19 protein-coding genes and 2 pseudogenes are annotated in these 19,246 nt (G+C 69.8%); 11 read left to right on the top strand and 10 right to left on the bottom strand.

The genetic code is table 11. The features are described from left to right. The first annotated feature begins 92 nt into the window (after positions 1-92). Entirely contained in the window at positions 93-767 is a 675-nt protein-coding gene (locus OHA11_RS30935) for a TetR family transcriptional regulator (protein WP_266502049.1), read from the top strand. A 172-nt stretch (positions 768-939) separates the two neighbouring features. Here OHA11_RS30935 and OHA11_RS30930 read toward each other — a convergent pair whose 3' ends face one another. The 3 genes and pseudogenes from OHA11_RS30930 to OHA11_RS30920 form a co-directional block, all read right to left on the bottom strand. After that, positions 940-1,224 carry a hypothetical protein gene (locus tag OHA11_RS30930; RefSeq protein ID WP_266502047.1) on the bottom strand — a complete coding sequence of 95 codons (285 nt, stop codon included), beginning with the start codon at positions 1,222-1,224 and terminating at the stop codon, positions 940-942. A gap of 221 nt (positions 1,225-1,445) precedes the next feature. Beyond that, positions 1,446-3,695: pseudogene (malQ, locus tag OHA11_RS30925) on the bottom strand (4-alpha-glucanotransferase); the annotation flags it as partial. Further along, positions 3,695-3,946, bottom strand: a complete 252-nt coding sequence (locus OHA11_RS30920; RefSeq protein ID WP_266502044.1) for a hypothetical protein — start codon at positions 3,944-3,946, stop codon at positions 3,695-3,697. The pseudogene malQ and the gene OHA11_RS30920, both read right to left, overlap by 1 nt. Before the next feature lie 262 nt (positions 3,947-4,208). Here OHA11_RS30920 and OHA11_RS30915 point away from each other — a divergent pair, with 262 nt between their 5' ends. The 3 genes from OHA11_RS30915 to OHA11_RS30905 are packed head-to-tail and all read left to right on the top strand — an operon-like array spanning position 4,209 to position 6,822. Beyond that, positions 4,209-4,742, top strand: a complete 534-nt coding sequence (locus tag OHA11_RS30915; protein WP_266502043.1) for a PadR family transcriptional regulator — start codon at positions 4,209-4,211, stop codon at positions 4,740-4,742. A gap of 26 nt (positions 4,743-4,768) precedes the next feature. Continuing rightward, a complete protein-coding gene (locus OHA11_RS30910) occupies positions 4,769-5,479 on the top strand; it encodes an ABC transporter ATP-binding protein (protein WP_266502042.1) in 711 nt (236 codons plus the stop codon). Then, entirely contained in the window at positions 5,476-6,822 is a 1,347-nt protein-coding gene (locus tag OHA11_RS30905; protein WP_266502041.1) for an ABC transporter permease, read from the top strand. The genes OHA11_RS30910 and OHA11_RS30905 overlap by 4 nt, the downstream gene beginning before the upstream one ends. A 262-nt stretch (positions 6,823-7,084) precedes the next feature. On the opposite strand, the gene OHA11_RS30900 is transcribed toward OHA11_RS30905, so the two are convergent. Then, positions 7,085-7,621: an HNH endonuclease gene (locus tag OHA11_RS30900; RefSeq protein ID WP_055611422.1), complete on the bottom strand. Its 537-nt coding sequence runs from the start codon at positions 7,619-7,621 to the stop codon at positions 7,085-7,087. A 275-nt stretch (positions 7,622-7,896) separates the two neighbouring features. Here OHA11_RS30900 and OHA11_RS30895 point away from each other — a divergent pair, with 275 nt between their 5' ends. Then, positions 7,897-8,976 carry a mechanosensitive ion channel family protein gene (locus tag OHA11_RS30895; protein WP_266502039.1) on the top strand — a complete coding sequence of 360 codons (1,080 nt, stop codon included), beginning with the start codon at positions 7,897-7,899 and terminating at the stop codon, positions 8,974-8,976. A gap of 186 nt (positions 8,977-9,162) precedes the next feature. Here OHA11_RS30895 and OHA11_RS30890 read toward each other — a convergent pair whose 3' ends face one another. From OHA11_RS30890 to OHA11_RS30880, 3 genes are read right to left on the bottom strand one after another with little or no spacing between them, the layout of a single operon-like run. After that, positions 9,163-9,360 carry a hypothetical protein gene (locus tag OHA11_RS30890; protein WP_266502038.1) on the bottom strand — a complete coding sequence of 66 codons (198 nt, stop codon included), beginning with the start codon at positions 9,358-9,360 and terminating at the stop codon, positions 9,163-9,165. Next, positions 9,353-9,706: a hypothetical protein gene (locus tag OHA11_RS30885; RefSeq protein WP_266502037.1), complete on the bottom strand. Its 354-nt coding sequence runs from the start codon at positions 9,704-9,706 to the stop codon at positions 9,353-9,355. The genes OHA11_RS30890 and OHA11_RS30885 overlap by 8 nt, the downstream gene beginning before the upstream one ends. Positions 9,707-9,753: 47 nt before the next feature. Continuing rightward, positions 9,754-10,206 (bottom strand): ATP-binding protein, encoded by a 453-nt coding sequence (locus OHA11_RS30880; RefSeq protein ID WP_266502035.1) that lies wholly within the window; start codon positions 10,204-10,206, stop codon positions 9,754-9,756. Between the two features lie 202 nt (positions 10,207-10,408). On the opposite strand from OHA11_RS30880, the gene OHA11_RS30875 reads away from it, so the two are divergent. Continuing rightward, positions 10,409-11,260: a helix-turn-helix transcriptional regulator gene (locus OHA11_RS30875; protein ID WP_266507589.1), complete on the top strand. Its 852-nt coding sequence runs from the start codon at positions 10,409-10,411 to the stop codon at positions 11,258-11,260. Then, a complete protein-coding gene (locus OHA11_RS30870; RefSeq protein ID WP_266507588.1) occupies positions 11,260-11,433 on the top strand; it encodes a DUF397 domain-containing protein in 174 nt (57 codons plus the stop codon). Before OHA11_RS30875 ends, OHA11_RS30870 begins: the two co-directional genes overlap by 1 nt. Before the next feature lie 264 nt (positions 11,434-11,697). Here the strand turns inward: OHA11_RS30870 and OHA11_RS48420 are convergent. Both OHA11_RS48420 and OHA11_RS30860 read right to left on the bottom strand, forming a co-directional pair. Beyond that, positions 11,698-11,835 (bottom strand): annotated as a pseudogene (locus OHA11_RS48420) (IS5/IS1182 family transposase); the annotation flags it as partial. Positions 11,836-11,857: 22 nt separating this feature from the next. After that, positions 11,858-12,976, bottom strand: coding sequence for an IS630 family transposase (locus tag OHA11_RS30860; RefSeq protein ID WP_266493617.1), 1,119 nt, complete (start codon positions 12,974-12,976; stop codon positions 11,858-11,860). A gap of 697 nt (positions 12,977-13,673) precedes the next feature. On the opposite strand from OHA11_RS30860, the gene OHA11_RS30855 reads away from it, so the two are divergent. After that, positions 13,674-14,156 carry a hypothetical protein gene (locus tag OHA11_RS30855; protein ID WP_266502031.1) on the top strand — a complete coding sequence of 161 codons (483 nt, stop codon included), beginning with the start codon at positions 13,674-13,676 and terminating at the stop codon, positions 14,154-14,156. Positions 14,157-14,179: 23 nt separating this feature from the next. Here the strand turns inward: OHA11_RS30855 and OHA11_RS30850 are convergent, their stop codons facing one another. Then, on the bottom strand, positions 14,180-15,451 hold the full coding sequence (locus OHA11_RS30850; RefSeq protein WP_266502029.1) for a hypothetical protein: 1,272 nt from the start codon (positions 15,449-15,451) through the stop codon (positions 14,180-14,182). A 219-nt stretch (positions 15,452-15,670) separates the two neighbouring features. Between OHA11_RS30850 and OHA11_RS30845 the strand changes: the two genes are divergently transcribed. From OHA11_RS30845 to OHA11_RS30835, 3 genes are all read left to right on the top strand, one after another. Then, positions 15,671-16,882 carry an ROK family transcriptional regulator gene (locus OHA11_RS30845; RefSeq protein WP_266502027.1) on the top strand — a complete coding sequence of 404 codons (1,212 nt, stop codon included), beginning with the start codon at positions 15,671-15,673 and terminating at the stop codon, positions 16,880-16,882. Between the two features lie 87 nt (positions 16,883-16,969). Then, complete coding sequence (locus tag OHA11_RS30840; RefSeq protein ID WP_266502026.1) at positions 16,970-18,298, top strand: ABC transporter substrate-binding protein; 1,329 nt, start codon at positions 16,970-16,972, stop codon at positions 18,296-18,298. Positions 18,299-18,304: 6 nt separating this feature from the next. Further along, positions 18,305-19,246, top strand: a complete 942-nt coding sequence (locus tag OHA11_RS30835; RefSeq protein WP_266502025.1) for a carbohydrate ABC transporter permease — start codon at positions 18,305-18,307, stop codon at positions 19,244-19,246.

Here is a 19,246-nt window from a genome sequence, read left to right as displayed (position 1 = left end):
TCCGTAGGCCAACGTCCGTAGGCCAACGCTTGTTTGCAACCATAGGGTGACCCCCATGGCCCGTCAACACTTGTTGGCCTACGCTTGTTGGCATGACCGACATCGACTCCCCCGCACAGCCCACGCAGCCCGCGCGGTCCACGCAGCCGGCCCAGCCGGCCCGGCCGGCCCGGCCGGCCCGGCCAGACCACCCCTCTCAGCCCGCCCGCCGCTCCGACGCCACCCGCGCCACCATCCTCAGCGCCGCGCGCGAACGCTTCGCCGCCGACGGGTACGAGCGCGCGACCATCCGCGCCATCGCCCGCGACGCGAAGATCGACCCCTCGATGGTGATGCGCTACTACGGCAACAAGGAGGGTCTCTTCGCGGCGGCCATCGACGTCGATCTGCGGCTGCCGGTGCCGGAGAAGGTGCCGAGGGAGGACGTCGGCCGGATCTTCGTCGAGCACTTCGTGGCGCTGTGGGAGAAGAACGAGGTGCTCACGGCGTTGCTGCGGGTCGGGGTCACCAACACCGCCGGGGCCGAGCGCATGCAGGGCATCTTCAAGGAGCAGTTGCTGCCGGTGGCCCTGCGCGTCTGCCCCGACCCCGAGCAGGCCCCGGCCCGCGCCGCCCTCGTGGCCTCACAGATGCTGGGCATGGCGCTGACCCGGTACGTCCTGCGCTTCCCGCCCGCCGTGGACCTGCGGCCCGAGGAGATCGTGGCCTGGCTGGCGCCGACCATCCAGCGCTATATGAGCGCCCCGCATCCGGGCCCGTCCCACTGAAGCCGCATCCGGCGAACGCAGTGCCCGGACCGGCCGGGAACGCGTCGAGGGCACCGTCCTCGTGCACGTACGACGACTGCCGTAGGTACGCGAGGACGGTGCCCTCGAAACAGAAACCTTCCTCGACCTTCAGTGACCTTCAACGGCCTTCAGTGGCCGGAGCGGGCCGAGGTCAGGACGCCTTCGCGGCGGCCTTCGTCGTGACCTTGCCCTTGGCCTTCGCCTTCGGCTGACGGTCCGTCGAACCGTCGAGGACCCAGACCAGACCGGCGATGAGCAGGAACAGCCCGATCGGCGCCACGACATAGAGCCCCAGCGTCTCGATGACGCTCAGGCCCGGGCCGGGGTCGTCGCCGTCGTCGGGCGTCACCGCGAGCGCGGGAGACGACATCAGCAGCATCATCAGCGTCGTACCGGCAGCCAGGGCGCCGGCGCGCAGGGCGTTCTTCTTGTCCACGGTGCAAACGTAGCGAACGCCTAAACCGGCCGCGCGCCCGGGGGTGCCGTACGAGGCGTACGAGGCCCGGATCCTCCGACGTCCGGCCCGGAGCCTGCCGCTTCCGACCCGGAGCCGCCGGCCTCCTGACCGGTCCCCTCCGCGTCCGAACCGGAGTCGCCCACCGCCCGGTCGGCACCCACAGCACCCACAGCACCCCCGGCGCCCGCCACCCGGTCGCCCCGCACCACGGCGATGAGGGCGTGCAGTCGGGGCGAGGCGGCGAGGTCCTCCAGGGTGACGGGGCGGCCGTCGGCGTCGGCGACGGGCAGGCGCCAGTTCGGGTACTGGTCCCAGGTGCCGGGCAGGTTCTGCGGGCGGCGGTCGCCGACGGCGTCCGGGAGCCAGACGCCGATCATGCGGGCGGGGGTGCGCAGCAGGAAGCGGTGCAGGGCCTGGATCTGCGCCTCCTCCGAGTCCTCAGACTGCCCGCCGGCCGCGCCCTGGAGCAGTCCGAGCCGGGCGAGCAGCGCCAGCCACTCCCCCACGTCCGCAGCTGCCTCGGCCCGTTCCTCCTCCACGGGGCGGGTCAACAGGCCCAGGCGGTCGCGGAGTTCGACGTGGTCGCCGGTGAGCCGGGACGCGGTGGGCGGCAGATCGTGGGTGGTGGCGGTGGCGAGGCAGTCGGCGCGCCAGCTTTCGGGGGGCAGCGGCAGGCCCGTACCGTCCCAGTCGCGTTCGAACCACAGCACGGACGTGCCGAGCACGCCGTGTTCGTGGAGCTTCTCCCGGACACCGGGCTCGACCGTACCGAGGTCCTCGCCGATCACCAGTGTCCCGGCGCGGTACGCCTCCAGCGCGAGGATCGCGAGCATGGCCTCGGCGTCGTATCGGACATACGTTCCCTCGGTGGCCGGACGGCCCTGCGGGATCCACCAGAGGCGGAAGAGGCCCATGACGTGGTCGATACGGAGGGCGCCGGCGTACCGGAAGAGGGCGCGCAGGAGGCGGCGGTACGGGGCGTAGCCGGAGGCGGCGAGGCGGTCCGGGCGCCACGGTGGCAGCCCCCAGTCCTGGCCCCGCACACTGAAGGCGTCCGGGGGCGCGCCGACCGACATGCCCGCCGCGAAGTACTCCTGCTGCGCCCAGGCGTCGGCGCCGCCCGGGTGGACGCCCACCGCGAGGTCGTGCACGAGCCCCACGCCCATGCCCGCGTCGCGCGCGCTGCGCTGGGCGGTGGCGAGCTGGGCGTCGGTCAGCCAGGCGAGGCGGCTGTGGAAGTCGACGCGGTCCATCAACTCGCCCCGGGCGCGGGCGGTTTCGGCCGAGCGGGGGTCACGCAGCGCGGCCGGCCACTTCTGCCAGTCGGAGCCGTACACCTCGGCGAGGGCGCACCAGGTGGCGTGGTCCTCCAGCGCCTCACCCTCCTCGGCGAGGAAATCGCAGTAGGCGGCGCGGCGTCCGGGCCCGAGCGGCACGTCCCGTACGAGCTCCAGGGCCTCGCGCTTCAGTTCCCACACGGCGTCGCGGTCGATCAACGCGCCCTTGTCCAGCACGGATTCGCGTAGCCGCTCGGCCCGCTCCAGGAGCGTACGGAGGCGGTCGCGGTCACGCTCGTCGGCGTACGCGAACTCGGGGATGTCCTCGACGCGCAGGTAGACGGGGTCGGGGTAGCGGCGGGAGGAGGGCCGGTACGGGGAGGGGTCGGTGGGCGCGCCGGGTACGGCCGCGTGCATCGGGTTGACCTGGACGAACCCGGCTCCGAGCGCCCGCCCGGCCCAGGCCGTCAGCTCGGCGAGGTCTCCGAGGTCGCCCATGCCCCACGAGCGCCGCGACAGCAGCGAGTAGACCTGCACGAGCAGCCCGTACGTACGCCCCGGTGCCGTGGGCAGCCGCGTCGGCGCGACGACGAGATGGGCGCGGGCCGTCCGCCCGTCGGGGGCGGTGGCCTCCATCTCGTGGACGCCGAGGGGCAGTTGCTCTGCGGAGGCCCGCGTCTCGCCCTGCTCGGTACGGATCCGCAGCCGGGTCCCGGCGGGCAGCGCGGCGAGGGCGGAGACGAGCGAGGAGTCTCCCGGGAAGCCGGGAGGGACGATCGGGTCCTGGTCACCCTGACCGCCCTGGTTGCCCTCCGCGGGCGCGGAACCGGCGGCCACGGACGGCGAGACCCCCGGCGCGGGCGCGTCCCCGGACGGCGCGGGCGCGCCTTCGTCCGCCCCCGGGTCGTCGGACTCGCGCGCCCCGGAGCCTCGGTTGCCCCCGGCTGCCGCCGTCCCGCTCCAGGACACCAGTGTCGGCGGGAGCAGTCGTTCCCGTAGCTCCGTCTCGCGCGCCGTGAGCGCCGTGCGGACGGCGTCCGGCGTGGCCGCGCCGACGCCCAGTGCGGCGAGGACGGCGACGATCGCGGCGTCGGAGGCCGCGACCGTGCGGCCCGGGGACGGGCTGTAGGAGGTGGCGACGCCGTGCAGCGCGGCGAGCCGGGAGAGCGGCATCAGACCCCCGATGGGTCCAGGCCCGCGGCGGCGCCCATGGAGGTGGGCTCGCTCGTCAGGGGGGCGGCGTCGGCGAGAGGCGGTTCGCTGGTGAGGGGGGCGGCGTCGGGCAACGGCGGTTCGCTGGTGAGGGGCGTCTCCGCGCAGGATCCTTCGGCGCTGAAGACACAGAAGTGCGGGTCGGGGTCGGCGGGCAGGTCCGCCGGGCGTTTGGAGAGGGCCGAGAGCAGAAGCTGTGCCGATGCGGCCACGGGGGCCTCCTTGTTCGTTGCGGGTTGCCGTACGGCATCCGTCACGGGTAGCCGTTCGGCGGGTCAGGGCAGCCCTACCCAGTGGGCGGGCGCGCAGACGTGACGGTCCGGACAACGTGCCCCTGCTCACATTCTGACCGGGATGCGGCCCGTGACCAAGAGCGCCTGGGGGCCACCCTCCGACAGGACCTAGGACACCCCGCCAAAAGTTTTCCGGTCTCACTATTCACTCGCTACATATACTGAGTACATAATGGTGCCCATGAGCACCCGCCATATCCTGCTGGGGCTGCTCGCCGGAGGTCCGAGTCATGGCTACGACCTCAAGCGACGCCATGACGAACGCTTCCCGCAGGCCCGCCCGCTGGCCTACGGCCAGGTCTACACGACCTTGCAGCGCCTGGTCCGCGACGGTCTCGCGGAGGTCGACGGGACCGGCTCGGACGGTGGTCCGGAGCGGACGCTGTACCGGTCCACGGACGAGGGGGCGAAGGAACTCGTCGACTGGACGGGCGAGATCACCCCGCCCGCGCCCTTCGTGACGAACGAGATCTTCGCCAAGGTCGTGTGCGCGATCCTCGCCTCGGCCGACCCCGCCCGGTATCTGAGCGCCCAGCGCGCCGCGCACATGGCGCGTATGCGGGAGCTCACGGCGGTCAAGACGGCGCCTGGCGCCGATCTCGCGACGGTCCTCTCGGCCGACTACGGCCTCAACCACCTCGACGCCGATCTGCGCTGGATGACCACCACCGCGGCCCGGCTCACCACTCTGACCGCGGAGGTCGACGGAGCATGAGCAACCCGCCCGTGAGCAGTACGCCCATGAGCAGCACGGACCACGCCGTGCCGATCCTGACCGCCCGCGGCCTCACCAAGGTGCACGGCAGGGCCCGAGCGCTGCGCGGTGCCTCGGTCGAGCTGCGCGCGGGCGAGATCCTCGCGGTCACCGGCGCGAGCGGCAGCGGCAAATCCACGTTGCTGCACTGCCTGGCGGGGATCGTCCGCCCGGACGAGGGCTCGATCGTCTACGCGGGGCAGCGCCTCGACCAGTTGCCGGAGAAGCGGCTGAGCGAGCTGCGGCGTACGGAGTTCGGGGTGGTGTTCCAGTTCGGGCAGCTGATCCCCGAGTTGACCGCGCTCGACAACGTCGCGCTGCCGCTGCTGCTCGCGGGGGCCGCCCGCAAGAAGGCCCATGAGCGGGCGGGCGAGTGGCTGGAGCGGTTCGGCGTACGCGGTCAGGAGGGGCTGCGGCCCGGGGAGATGAGCGGTGGTCAGGCCCAACGGGTGTCGCTGGCACGGGCGTTGGTGACCGGCCCGAAGGTCGTCTTCGCGGACGAGCCGACCGGCGCGCTCGACTCGCTCGCGAGCGAGGGTGTGATGACGGCGCTGGCGCACACGGCCCGGGAGTCCGGCACAGCGGTGCTGCTCATCACGCACGACGCCCAGATCGCGGCGTACGCGGACCGCGAGGTGGAGCTGCGGGACGGGGCCGTCGGCTCCGGGGCGGACGCCGTCGTGGAGGTGTCCCGATGAGGGCCGATCTGCGGCTCGCGCTGCTGCTGACGCGGGGCTCGGACCGGCGGGAGTGGTGGCGGGTCACGCTCACGGGGGTGGGGGCGGCGCTGGCGACGGGGTTCGCCCTGGCGGCCGTCGCAGTCACCTCGCTCCGGGGGCAGCACCGGATCTCCTTCGCCGACGGTCTGCTGGACCGGCCCGGAGAGCGCTCGGGCGTGGTGCTCACCCTGCTGCTCCTGCTGATCCCGGTGCTCGGGTTCCTCGGCCAGTGCGCCCGTATCGGCGCCGTGCACCGCGACCGGCGGCTGGCCGGGCTGCGGCTGGCGGGGGCCGCTCCGGGACAAGTGCGGCGGATCGCGGCGCTGGAGGCCGGGCTCGCCTGTCTGGCCGGTTCGGCGACCGCCACGGTGTTCTGCGTACTGCTCATGTCCCGGCTGTGGGACGACCCTCCGGCCACCGCCTGGGCCGGGACGGCACTGGTCGCGGTGACCGTGCCGGTACTGGGGGCGCTGGTGAGCGCGCTGGCGCTGCGCCGGGTGATCGCCTCGCCGCTGGGCTGGGTGCGGCGGGTCCGGCCGCGTACGGGCCGGGGTCCGGGCTTCGCGTTCCTCGCGGCGATGCTCACCCTCGTCGTTGTGGGGCTCGTGATGGCCCCGCGTACGTTCGGCGGGTTCAGCACCGTCCCGGTGACCGCGTTCGGTGTGGTGATCGTGACCGGCACGGGAGCCGTATGGCTGACCGCCGCGACGGCCCGCCTCATGGGCAGGCTGCTCGCGGCCCGCACCGGGAACCCGGCGGTGCTGCTCGCGGCGGAACGGCTGCGCGACGACCCGTGGGCGACCGCCCGCACTCATGCGGCGGTCCTCCTCGTGACGGTCGTGGGAACCGGTTTCGTGGGGATCCGGCAGACACTGCTCGACTCGCTGACCGACCGCGGCTCCGGGACGCTGGCCGAGGATGCGTCCTTCTACACCACCGGGGCCGACCTGGCCGGAGCGGCCGTCCTGGTCGCCCTCGCGATCACGCTCTCCGCCCTGGCCGTGGGCACCGCCGAGTCGCTGGCCACCCGCCGCCGGGGCCTGGCCGCGCAGGTCGCCGCCGGGGTGCCGCGCGGGGTGCTCGGCCGGGCGCTGCTCCTTGAGACCGCGCTGCCGCTCGCGCCGGCGGTCCTGCTCGCGGGCGTCGGAGGCATCACCCTCGGCGGCTGGTACGCGGTGCTCTCGGAGGACGGCGGATCGGCGGTCCCGCTGTCGCCGCTGCTCGTCCCCCCGGCCGTCTACCTGTGCTGCCTTCTGGCCGCCGCCACCTCCCTGCCGCTGCTGCGCCGTTCGGTGCACCCGGCGGAGCTGCGCTTCGCGTAGCCGCGCCGGGCGTGCGCCGGGCTGCCCGGCGCGCAACAGGACTCCGGCTCTCCGGGAAGCACGAGGGGACTTCCCGGGGAGCCGGAAAACGCGACGAAACCGGCCCACGCAAGAAAGCGAACCGGCCTGCACGGGGCACACGCCGGAACCGGCCCGCACCGGACAGGCACCGGACCTGCCCACACCGCACAAGCGTCGGACCGGCCCGCGCAGGACACGCAGCGGAGCCGGCCCGCGCAAGGCAAGACGAAGGCCCGGATCGTCAGGCGGAAATGCCGTCGATCCGGGCCATCGCGTCCTCCGCGCCGTACGGCTGCAGGTATGGCAGCCAGCGCGGGTCCCTATGCCCCGTTCCGATGATGCGCCAAGCGAGCCCCGTCGGCGGGGCGGGTTTATGGCGCAGGCGCCAGCCGATCTCGACCAGGTGACGGTCGGCCTTGACGTGGTTGCAGCGGCGGCAGGACGCCACCACGTTGTCCCAGACGTGCTGACCCCCGCGACTGCGCGGGATGACGTGGTCGACGCTGGTTGCGACGCCACCGCAGTACATGCACCGGCCGCCGTCGCGGGCGAAGAGCGCCCGACGGGTCAGCGGAACGGGCCCCCGGTAAGGGACCCGTACGAACCTTTTCAGCCGGACCACGCTGGGTGCGGGGACAGTAACGGTTGCGCTATGCATAAAGGCGCCGGATTCCTCGAGGCAGACAGCCTTGTTCTCGAGGACGAGGACGAGCGCGCGGCGGAGCGGTACGACACCGAGGGGCTCGTACGACGCGTTGAGGACCAGGACATGCGGCACGGATGGCCTCCTTGTACGCCGGCGGCGCGTGGCTCGCGCCGGGACGATCTGTAGTCAGTCTCCCCTCATGCCTGGTGGAAGCGCCACCATGTCCCGGTAACGGGCTGGGAGTGTTTTCGACCACACCCTCTTCATCCCCAGGTGAGCACAGTCTCTCCCTCGAACATGGCAACGATCCACACATGGTGCCCCGTTAGTGTGGTGGTTCTGCCCGTCGGCGTCCCTATCCCGATGTCCCTGCCGCGGGCGGGCCGCTACGCCTGGAGGTACCTGCCGTGTTCTTGTCCGTCCTGTCGGCCGCCGATCCCACCGATGAACCGACGGCGCCTTCGCTCCAGGACGCCCAGGAGAGCGCGAACAACGCCGCGAGCTGGGTCGAGCAGAACTGGTCCACCTGGCTCAGCATCGGCCTTCGGGTGCTGCTGATCCTGGTGATAGCGGCCGTGCTGAGAGTGGTCATCCGGCGCACCATCACGAGGTTCATAGACCGCATGAACCGTACGGCCCAGGCGGTCGACGGCACGGCCCTCGGCGGTCTCCTGGTCAACGTCGAACGCCGCCGCCAGCGCTCCCAGGCCATCGGTTCGGTACTCCGTTCGGTCGCGTCCTTCGCGATCATGAGTACGGCCGCACTGATGATCCTCGGCACGTTCGAGATCAACCTGGCCCCGCTGCTGGCCTCCGCCGGTGTGGCGGGCGTGGCCATCGGTTTCGGCGCCCGCAACCTGGTGACGGACTTCCTCTCCGGCGTCTTCATGATCCTGGAGGACCAGTACGGCGTGGGCGACACGGTCGACGCGGGGGTCGCGTCCGGCGAGGTCATCGAGGTGGGCCTGCGCGTCACCAAGCTCCGCGGCGACAACGGCGAGATCTGGTACGTCCGCAACGGCGAGGTCAAGCGCATCGGCAACCTCTCCCAGGGCTGGGCCACGGCCGGCGTCGACGTCACGGTCCACCCCTCGGAGAACCTGGACCGGGTGAAGACCCTGCTCAACCAGGTCGGCGAGGAGATGAGCAAGGCCGAGCCCTGGAACGAGCGGCTCTGGGGCCCCATCGAGGTCCTCGGGCTCGACAGCGTCACGCTCGACTCGATGGTGGTCCACATCTCGGCGAAGACGATGCCCGGCAAGGCGCTCGTCGTGGAACGCGAACTGCGCTGGCGCATCAAGCGAGCCTTCGACAACGCCGACATCCGCATCGTCGGCGGCCTCCCGGCCCAGCCGGGCGAGGACCCGGCCCCCGACCCGACGGCGGGCATGGCGGCCCCGTCGGCCTACTCCAACACCGGATCCCCGCAGTCGCAGTCGGCGTCCCCCCTCACACCGGCGGCGGGCCCGTCGAATGCGACGAAGTAGGAGCGAGAGCTTTCTCATACCCGCGCCGAGAGAGCTTTCTCATAGACGATCGCACGCGCGCCGACCCGTGTGGGGCGGCATCCGGGTCACTCCGGGTGCCGCCCCACAGCAATAACCGTGTCTGTAGCGGGTGTCAGCCGAACCAGGTCACTTGCAACACCACGATCCGTTCCCCACGCACATCCGTCAGGTAGTCGAGCATGAGCAGCCCCCGGCCTCCGTCCGCACGCCAGGCCCTGGCCCTGTGTAGGAGGCGCCCTCCAGAAAGACCATCGACTCCCGGACGGCGATCTCGTTGGCCAGCCGCTCGGTCTCGGCCCGCGCCACCTTCGGGAGCCCGTCCAGCAGGTCGTCCTGGAACGGCTCCCAGTGCCGGTCAGCCACCGGCGACCTCACGGTGCGCCGCGCGCATGATGTCCCCTGCCTCCTGGACGGCACGGTCGCGCACGGCCGGATCAGGGCTGCTGATCGCCTGCTCGGCGGCGTGCAGCCGACGTGCCGTCTCGGGGTGGCGTTCGATCTCGACCACGACGCCCCACTGTCGATAGAACATCCGGATCGGGACAACGCTGTCCTCGTCACCGGCCCGCACGAAGGCGTTCTGCAGGTCCTCGAAGAACTCGGGAAGCCGGGACGGAGCGACCGCGGCGACGGCTTGGCGCAGGGCAGGGAGCGTCAACTCGGGCCGGGGAATGAACGGACCGCCCCCGTCCGCGTACGGCATGGTCATCGGCCATCCCTTCTGCTCATCCAGCACCCTTCCGGCACGTGCCCGCGCTAGCGCCATTCCTGCCACTCCCCGGTGCCCGCGAACAGATCGGAACGTCCGGCCAGGTCCCACTCGGCGTACACGGTCTTGCCGATGCTCCGGGGCTCGCTCCCCCAGCGGTCGGTCAGCGTTTCGACCAGTAATAGGCCTCGGCCGAACTGGTCCGCACCCTCCGCCGCACGCAGGCACGGCAGTCGCTCGCCTCGCGGATCACTCACCTCGATCCGCAGTACGGAACCGGTGAGCGTGATCCGAACGCGAACGAGCCGGTCCCGCAGGCTGCCATGGAGCAGGGCGTTGGTCATCAACTCGGAGACGACGAGGGCCGCGTCCCCGGCGAGGACGGGAAGCCCCCAATCGGTGACGAGCCGAGCGGCTCTACGGCGAGCGAGGGTGACGCTGCGGGCAAGCGGCGTGTAGTCGAGACGGTCCTCACGGAGGACGAGTGGGGCTTCGGCCATGGGGCACGCACCTCTCTGTGCGGTCGGGTTTGCCAAATGGCGCCGCTGTGTGTGCGGTTGAGCACCGAACGTAAAGAACCAAGGATCTCGGATGCAAGTGATTCGGAGACAATTATCTCCAACGAGGGATGCTCGTCGACTGACTGGTGCCATTGGGGCGACACTGGAGCGCGTGAAGGAAACAGCTCAACTCGGGAACCGGATGTCAACCGTCCTGGGGCGCAAGCTCGGAGGCGAGCTACTGCGGCTGCGGGACGCCTCGGCGAAGACCCAGCATCAGGCGGCCGAGGTCATCAGCGCGACCAACTCGAAGATCGTGAAGATGGAGCGCGGCTGGGTGCCGATGCGGGACCCGGACATCCGGGTGCTCTGCGAGTTCTACGGGGTCGAGGACCCGAAGGCAGTAGCCCGGCTACTGGAGTTGGCGAAGCTGGACCGCGACCGTCGTAAGGCCAAGGGCTGGTGGCAGCATGCTCCCCAGGCAGGGGCCATGGCGGAGTACATCGCGATGGAGGATGTCGCGACCGGCGTACGAGCGTGGCAACAGGCATTGATTCCCGGCCTGTTGCAGACACCCGAGTACACCAGGGCGGTAGTTGTCAGCGAGGGCCTCTGGCAGGATCCGGACGAGATCGAAGGGATCGTCGACGTCCGGATGAAGCGTCAGGACCGCCTGTCAGGAGCGGAACCACTTCAGTTCTACGCGGTGATCGGGGAAGGCGCGCTGCACCAGCAGGTTGGCGGTCCTGAAGTAATGCGCGCGCAGTTGCAGCACCTGCTGAAGATGGCTCAACTCCCCAACGTCCGCGTCCAGGTACTGCCCTTCCGTGCGGGCGGCCACGCCTGCGTCGGCGGCTCCTTCAACATCCTCTCGTTTGCCGAGACCGAGGCTGTGGACGTGGTTCACGTCGACAGCATCGCCGCTACCGTGTGGGTCGAGAACGACGCCGAGGGCACCACGTACAGCTCGTCCTTCGAGCGCACGGCACGACTGGGGCTGGCCCCCAGGGACTCACTCAGACTGATCGAGAGCATCAGCGAGGACATGCATTGATACACGGCTTCGACTTCGTGAAGTCCAGCTACAGCACTGGAAGCGGCGAGTGCGTCGAAGTCGCCCGCAACGTCGCGGACACCGTCGCCGTCCGCGACTCCAAGGATCCCGACGGCCCGATACTCCTCCTCACGCCGAAGGCCTGGACGGAGTTCACGGCGTCACTCGCCTGACCCTCCCGTTCTGCCACCGCGGATCAACGATCCGAGCCGCTCAACCCCAGCTCCCGCCGCCAACGCCACGCGAGCGCGAGGCATGCCTTGCCGCTGGGGAGGGTGTCCTTGTGGGGCGCGTAGCCGAGTACGTTCTCCTCAATGAGCACTGTGCATCGTGAAGTTGTAGGTCACGGGTCTGGTGTGGGCGGGGTTCGGGATGCTCGTGCTGGTCGTAAGCGGATGACTTCGGCGAAGATCGTCGGTCACCTGGAGGCTTCGCGGGTTCGTGGGTACCAGCAGAGCCCTCACCAGGGCGGTTGCCCACTTCGGGTCGGTGCGGACCTTGCCGAGCACGCGCCAGTTCTTCAGGTGGGCGAAGCCGTGCTCGACCAGCACCCGTACCGCGGCTAGTGCGTTGGCCACGAACGTTCGCCGGGTTTGATCAGGCGGCTTTGGGTCGTGGTCGGCCCCAGCGTTGCTGGCGTTCGCTGCGGACCTTGGCGCGTTCGCGGCGCTGGGCGGCCAGGACGTCGGGGTGACGGGCGTTGGCGTTGCGCCAGCGCAGGTAGTCCTGAAGCTTCCAGGACAGGACGGTGTGGTTGGGGTGGTTGGAGTTGCCCATGACGAAGTTGCGCAGGGGCCCGAACTGAGCCTCGATCGGGTTGGCCCACGACGCGCTCGTCGGCGTCAGGCACAACTCGACCTTGTTCTTCCTGGCCCAGGTCCGGATGGCCGGGGTCTTGTTCGCCGACAAATTGTCCATGATCACGTAGACGGGGGCGCCGTCGGGGCGGGCGGCCCGGATCGACTTCAGCGCCGAGAGGCTGTGGTCACCGCCTTTGCGGCGGCGGGTCACGCCCCACAACTGGTCATCGCCGAGGGAATAGCAGCCGTGGAAGTACCGGATACCGTGAGTGCGGTGATAGGTGGCCGGCAGCCGGTCCGGTTTCTTCTCCCCGGCCCAGCCGGAGCCGTGGCAGGGCCGGATCGACAGCGGACCGAACTGGTCGAACGCGAAGCACCGGTCCAGGAAACGGCTGGTCACGTGCTCGATGCGGTCGAGTTTGGCGTCCTTGTCGGGATCCCTGGACTCCTTCCAGGTGCGGGTCCGCTGAAACGAGATCCCGTGCTCGCGCAGGATCTGCCGCAGTCGTTCCCGGCCGACCTTCACCGTCCGGACCCGGTTGCGGGCCAGGTACTCGGTGAGCTTGCGAAGGCTCCAGTGCGTGAACGGGCGTCCCAGCGTGACTGGGCGGGTCCTGGCCGTCGCGATGATGAACTCGCGTTCGTCATCGCTGATCAGGCGGGGACGGCCTCCCGCCCACCGAGGGTCCAGCGCGGCCAGGCCCTTCTCGTTGAACGCATGGATCACGTCCCGGACGGTGTCCTCGTGCGCGGCGGCCAGCCGTGCGATCGCCGCCACGGGAGTGCCCGACGCCGACGCCATGATGATCAGTGCCCGACGGACCCGTACGGACTCATGGCGGCCCCGCCGGACGATCTGCTGCAGTCTCTGGCCCTCTTGATCAGTCAACCGCCGTGCTCTGACCGGCTCTGCCATGCATGACCTCACTCCCCACGACAACCACGTCGCTATCGAGAGTGAGACTGACAGACCCAGGCACCCCGGACATCGACCGGCGTATCACCAGACCCGGCGAACGTTCGTGGCCAACGCACTAGTGCCTTGTTGGACAGCTTCTGCCCTCGCGTGAGCGGCCGGTTCCGGGCGGCCTTGTAGCCGGTGATCACTACCGGGTCGGCATCGGGCTTGCTGTCGTCGAGCCCGACGAATCCCAGAGCCGCCCAGGACAATCGGTACTCGGCGCGTGCACTGACCTCCGATGACAACCAAGCTGCCGGACGGCTCCTTGGGCAGTTCTACGACCGGCAACGCGTGATCGACAGTGGCCCCTTCTACGTCCTCATATTCAAGGGCTGAACCGGATCTTGCAGCGGCACTGAAGTCAGGCATGGTCGCCCACCAAGGCGGTTGAGCGGTGCGCAGCGGCAAGGCCGCTGGTCCGCACCTGCCGCCCAGGGCGACGTTTGGAAGGTTCGGGACAGTTCTGACGGCTGCCACCAGGCCTTACGGTGGCCGCGAGTGTCCCAAATCTTCCAGTTACCCGACGGGGCCACCGCTCCACTTCGAAGACCCCACAATCCCCCGGTAGTGTGGCCGCGCCTCAGTTGCAACGCCCCTTCGGCCAGGCCGGCCAAGCCGGCCTGGCCGAAGGGGCGTTCAGGAAGGATCGCTCATGACTGATCGTCAATTTCTGGCTGTCGTCGATGATGCAATGCCACGCATTGAGTACCGGCATTTCCAGCTGGTCGACGACGGGGCCAGTGTGGAAGCCCCGGACGGGTGGGCGCGATCGCCCCACATGGTGGTGGCTGCGGGGCACGGGGCCATCCTTCGAACAGGCGGGAACGACTTTTACCCGCTGGTGAGGGTTGAAGTCTGGTCGGCGCAACCGGACCCTCAAGACCCCTCGCTGTGGGAGGTCCTGGAAGAGGCCGATCTTCGGTCCGACAGCGGAAGCCTGCTTCTGCGCGAATGGGACGGCGGCCCGGTTGGCGACCCTCTGCCGATCGAGCGTCTCGGCTCCTACCGGCTGAAGGCCCACTGCCGGGGCCGTGCCGAGGCGGAAGCCCTCATCGGCGACGAGCTGTACTACGAGGGTGTCGAAGAGTGGTTGCTGCAGCTGTGGCCGCTCGATGAGGGTGATCGTCCGGAGTAACCCCGCTCAACCCCGCGACCTGCTCAAACGGCCCGATCCGTGGCGCCGCTCGTCAGGATTGTCCGGCAGCTCGCCACCGATACCGACCAGCAGAGACGGCGACCACGGCTGGTTCGGCTCCGGGACCAGCCAGGAGAATCGCAACAAGCTTCGATTCGGACAACACAGCCCCGCGTACTGGGTGGGAAACGGCCAAGGTCCGCACCGACCCGAAGTGGGCAACCGCCCTGGTGAGGGCTCTGCTGGTACCCACGAACCCGCGAAGCCTCCAGGTGACCGACGATCTTCGCCGAAGTCATCCGCTTACGACCAGCACGAGCACGCAGCGCCTGCTCGAAGTCCGCGTACGGGGCGTCGTGTGCGTAGTCGAGCGTGACGCCACCGCCCCCGGAGGCATCGGGGGCATCGGGGGCACCGAGGAACTCCTCCGCGTACTCGCGCATCGTCGTGCGCCAGAGATCCAGGTCGGACTTCCACACCGGCAGGACGTCCACATGCGGCTGGAACTCTCCGGCCGGCGCCCCATGCGTGATGTCCTTGGCCACCGCGACCTCGCTGCCCTCCCGGCGGTGCAGGAAGAAGAAGGCGTCGCTCCCCTCAGTCCGTACGGTGAGGGTGCTCACCCCGGGCATCGCGGCACGTGCGTCCAGCTTGAACGGATCACCGAGGCCCCGGCGGTAGGGACCACGCAACGGCTCGGTCTTGCCCCGCAGATCGAGCAACGCCTCTTCGTAGGCCAGTACCTCCGAGGTGTCGAGTCCGTCGAAATAGTGCCCCAGCGCGAGCGTGAGTCCTGGTCCCGCATCGGGTTGATCCGCGGACGGGGGTGTCACCTCCAGCAGGCGGTACGAGGGTCCGTTGAACCAGATACCCGGCCTGTCCAGCGCCTCTACCGCCGCCGCGTAGGTTTCGAGCCGCCCCTTGCCCGCCTCGCGCGGCCAATGACGGCGCAGGTCCGCGCGTACCCGATGCAGTTGTTCCTGAGGCAGGGCCTCCCGAAGCACCAGTTTCACCGCCGCAAGAGGCAGTGGCCGTACCGGGATCCACCCGGGCCTGGTCAGCACGGGCAACGACTCGTCCGCGCGGTGCTCCGTCTGCCGCTCGATGCACCGTTCGGTCAAGTCGGCGCGGTACGCCCTCACATGGCGCCGTACCCGTAAGAAATGGGCCGCACCGCGATCCCGGCTCGCCAGCCGCTGGGGCGACCACGCCAGCGCGGCCGCAAGCACCGCCACCGCGAGCCCGGCAGCCCGGCAGCCCGGCAGCCCGGCAGCCGCGATCATCGTCTCCGGCATCCGCCAGCGCCCTCCCGTGATCGACGGCGCATCCCATCAGAGGGCGCCGCACGCAGGTAACGACTTCATTGCCCGACAGTGACCGGTATTGACGCCCCGCCCACCCCCGGCCTACCTTCCTCCCACCGAATAGGAAAGTTTCTTTACAGTGATCTTCTGGTGGACTTCCCGGTGGCACCACTGGGAAGCTGGGCAGCTGAAAGGCAGGTGTCGACAGTCATGGCAGGAACCGCCGGTACGCCGGGCACCCCTCGCGTTCTGCGGGCCATGAACGACCGTGCCGCGCTCGATCTCCTGCTGGAGCACGGGCCGCTGTCCCGGACGCGGATCGGCAAGCTGACCGGGCTGTCGAAGCCGACCGCTTCGCAGCTGCTGGCCCGGCTGGAGGCGGCGGGGCTCGTCCTCGTCACCGGCACCACCGAGGGACGCCCTGGACCCAACGCGCAGTTGTACGCGGTGAACCCCGCCGCCGCCTACGCCGCCGGGCTCGACGTGACGCCCGAGCGGATCCTCGCCGCCGTCGCCGATGTGACGGGGCGGACGGTGGGAGAGTACGAACTGCTCACCCCCGGCCGGCACCCGGGTCAGACCGTCGTACGGCAGGTCACCGACGCCCTCGACGGCGCCGTGAAGGCGGCGGGGCTGGTCCGGGCCGACATCCAGCGGCTCGTCATCGGCACCCCCGGCGCGTTCGACCCCAACACGGGACGGCTGCGCTACGCCTCGCACCTGCCCGGGTGGCACTCCCCCGCCCTGCTCGACGAGCTCGCGGCAGCGCTGCCGATGCCCGTCGAGTACGAGAACGACGTCAACCTCGTCGCCATAGCCGAGCAGCGGCTCGGCGCGGCCCGGGGGCACGAGGACTTCGTCCTGCTGTGGAACGAGGGCGGTCTCGGCGCCGCCCTGGTGCTCGGCGGACGTCTGCACCGCGGCTGGACCGGCGGCGCGGGCGAGGTCGGCTTCCTGCCCGTGCCCGGCGCGCCGCTCGTCCGGCACGTCACCAAGGCCAACAGCGGCGGCTATCAGGAACTGGCCGGCTCCCAGGCCCTCCCGAAACTCGCCCGCGAACTCGGCATCCGGCCGCTGCCCGCAGGACCGTACGCCGATGTCGCCGCCGCGCTCGTCGGGCAGGCGGCGGAGGTCAACGAGGGGGCCCACCGGAAGTTCCTGGAGACGTACGCGACGGGGCTCGCCACCGGTCTCGCCTCGCTCGTCTCCGTCCTCGACCCCGAACTCGTCGTCCTCAGCGGGGCCTCGCTCACCAGGGGCGGCGAACCGCTGCGCGCCCTGGTGCAGGCCGAGCTGGAGGAGCTGGCCGCATCCAGGCCGCGCCTCGTGGTCGGCGGCGTCCACGAACAACCCGTACTGCGCGGCGCGCTGGAGAGCGCGCTCGCGGCCACCCGCGACGAGGCCTTCGACACCTCGCACTAGCAAACTCCCGCACCGCCCCCGCACACGTCCGCACGGCTCCGTACACCACCTGTCCCACACCCCGTCCCGCCCCAGGGAGACCTCGCCATGCCCGGAATGCCCAGGAAAGCGGTGCTCGCCGCCGCCTCGATAGCCCTTCTCACCACCGCGTGCACCGGACAGTCGGACACCGGCGCCACGGACGATCCGAACGCGGCGACCACGATCACGTTCTGGCACGGCTGGAGCGCTCCCGCCGAGGTCAAGGCCATCCAGGCCAACATCGACCGCTTCGAGAAGGAGCACTCCAACATCAAGGTGAAGGTCGTCGGCAACATCAACGACGACAAGCTCAACCAGGCGCTGCGCGCCGGCGGTTCCAGCGGACCCGACGTGGTGTCGTCGTTCACCACGTCCAACGTCGGCAAGTTCTGTTCGTCCGGCGCCTTCGCCGACCTCAAGCCCTTCATCGAGAAGTCGAAGCTCGACCTCGACAAGATCATCCCGAAGCCGATGCTGGAGTACACCCAGTTCGAGGGCAAGCGCTGCGCGATGCCGCTGCTGGGCGACGCGTACGGCCTCTACTACAACAAGGACGCCTTCGAGAAGGCCGGCGTCAAGGCGCCGCCGAAGACGTGGTCCGAGTTCGCCGAGGTCGCCAAGAAGCTGACGAAGGCCAAGGGCGACTCGTACGAGCAGCTCGGCTTCATGCCGAACTACCACGGCTACGAGAGCGTCGTGGAGCACTACGTGTCGCAGTGGAAGCACACCTACTTCGACCAGGACGGCAAGTCCAACATCGCGAAGGACCCGGCCTTCGCCAAGATGTTCACGTACCAGAAGAAGCTCGTCGGCGACCTCGGCGGCTTCCAGAAGCTGGAGAAGTACCGCAACACGTTCGGTGACGAATGGGGCGCCAAGCACCCCTTCCAGACCGGCCAGGTGGCCATGCAGTTCGACGGCGAGTGGCGGCTCGGCATGGCGACGGACGCGGGCGTCAAGTTCGACATCGGCACGGCTCCCATGCCCGTCCCCGACGACGAGGTCTCCGAGTACGGCAAGGGCTTCCTCTCCGGCACGATCATGGGGATCGCTCCGCAGAGCAAGAAGCAGAACGCGGCCTGGGAGCTGGTGAAGTACATGACGACCGACACCGAGGCCGTCGTCGCCTTCGCCAACGCCATCCACAACGTGCCGTCCACGTTCGAGGCGCTGAAGTCGCCCGGCCTGACGGTCGACGCCGGCTTCAAGACCTTCGTGGACATCGCGCTGAACCCGAAGTCCAACACCCCGCCGGCCTCCGTCAACGGCGCGACCTACCAGACGACCCTGCAGGACTTCGGCTACCAGGTCGAGTCCGGCAAGGTGAAGGATCTGAAGGCCGGTCTGAAGAAGACCGCCGACCAGATCGACCGCGACATCGAGCAGGCGAAGTAGCACCCGATGTCCACGCTCACACTGCGTACGAAGCGCAGGAAACAGGCACTGCGCACGGCAGCCTTCATGTCGCCGTGGCTGATCGGCTTCAGCGTCTTCTTCGCGTATCCGCTGATCTCGACCGTGTACTTCTCCTTCATGAAGTACGACGGCTTCGGTGTCCCCGTCTTCAAGGGGATGGGGAACTGGAACTACGTCTTCAACGACTACCCCATGTTCTGGCCCGCGCTGCGCAACACCCTGTGGCTGGTGCTCGTCATGGTCACCTGCCGGGTCGTCTTCGGCCTGGGCATCGGCCTGTTGATCACGAAGATCAAGACGGGCACGGGGGTGTTCCGCACCTTCTTCTACCTGCCCTATCTCGCGCCGCCCGTCGCGGCCACGCTGGCCTTCGTCTTCCTGCTCAACCCGGGCACCGGCCCGGTCAACTCGGTCCTCGGCGACCTCGGCCTGCCGACCCCCGGCTGGTTCACGGACGCCACGTGGTCCAAACCCGCCCTCACCATGCTCGCCCTCTGGGGCGTCGGCGACCTGATGGTCATCTTCATGGCCGCGCTGCTCGACGTACCGAAGGAGCAGTACGAGGCCGCCGAGCTGGACGGTACGTCCGCCTGGCAGCGGTTCCGGTTCGTGACGCTGCCGAACATCTCGCCGATCGTGATGTTCGCGGTGGTCACCGGGGTGATCCAGACGATGCAGTACTACACGCAGCCGCTGGTCGCGGGAAAGGTCGCCTCCGGGATCATCGGCGGCTCGGGCCAGCAGTTCGAACCGGGATACCCCGACAAGTCGACGCTCACCCTGCCGCAGCTCGTCTACAACCTCGGCTTCCAGCGCTTCGACTACGGCTCCGCGTGCGTGGTCGCGCTGGTGCTGTTCGCCCTGTCCATGGCGTTCACCGCGTTTCTGATGCGGCGCCGGGGCGGTCTCATCCAGGCAGGTGACTGA

This window comes from Streptomyces sp. NBC_00878, from assembly GCF_026341515.1.
GTDB lineage: Bacteria > Actinomycetota > Actinomycetes > Streptomycetales > Streptomycetaceae > Streptomyces.
The sequence above is the reverse complement of the archived record's forward strand: the minus strand, read 5'-3'. Positions and strand labels throughout refer to the sequence as shown.

Coding starts and splice junctions, on each gene's coding strand:
- OHA11_RS30875 (WP_266507589.1), top strand. CDS start 10,409: ATGTCAACCGTCCTGGGGCGCAAGCTCGGAGGCGAGCTACTGCGGCTG.
- OHA11_RS30855 (WP_266502031.1), top strand. CDS start 13,674: ATGACTGATCGTCAATTTCTGGCTGTCGTCGATGATGCAATGCCACGC.
- OHA11_RS30845 (WP_266502027.1), top strand. CDS start 15,671: ATGGCAGGAACCGCCGGTACGCCGGGCACCCCTCGCGTTCTGCGGGCC.
- OHA11_RS30840 (WP_266502026.1), top strand. CDS start 16,970: ATGCCCGGAATGCCCAGGAAAGCGGTGCTCGCCGCCGCCTCGATAGCC.
- OHA11_RS30880 (WP_266502035.1), bottom strand. CDS start 10,206: ATGGCCGAAGCCCCACTCGTCCTCCGTGAGGACCGTCTCGACTACACG.
- OHA11_RS30885 (WP_266502037.1), bottom strand. CDS start 9,706: ATGACCATGCCGTACGCGGACGGGGGCGGTCCGTTCATTCCCCGGCCC.
- OHA11_RS30935 (WP_266502049.1), top strand. CDS start 93: ATGACCGACATCGACTCCCCCGCACAGCCCACGCAGCCCGCGCGGTCC.
- OHA11_RS30905 (WP_266502041.1), top strand. CDS start 5,476: ATGAGGGCCGATCTGCGGCTCGCGCTGCTGCTGACGCGGGGCTCGGAC.
- OHA11_RS30835 (WP_266502025.1), top strand. CDS start 18,305: ATGTCCACGCTCACACTGCGTACGAAGCGCAGGAAACAGGCACTGCGC.
- OHA11_RS30860 (WP_266493617.1), bottom strand. CDS start 12,976: ATGGCAGAGCCGGTCAGAGCACGGCGGTTGACTGATCAAGAGGGCCAG.
- OHA11_RS30910 (WP_266502042.1), top strand. CDS start 4,769: ATGAGCAGCACGGACCACGCCGTGCCGATCCTGACCGCCCGCGGCCTC.
- OHA11_RS30850 (WP_266502029.1), bottom strand. CDS start 15,451: ATGCCGGAGACGATGATCGCGGCTGCCGGGCTGCCGGGCTGCCGGGCT.
- OHA11_RS30915 (WP_266502043.1), top strand. CDS start 4,209: ATGAGCACCCGCCATATCCTGCTGGGGCTGCTCGCCGGAGGTCCGAGT.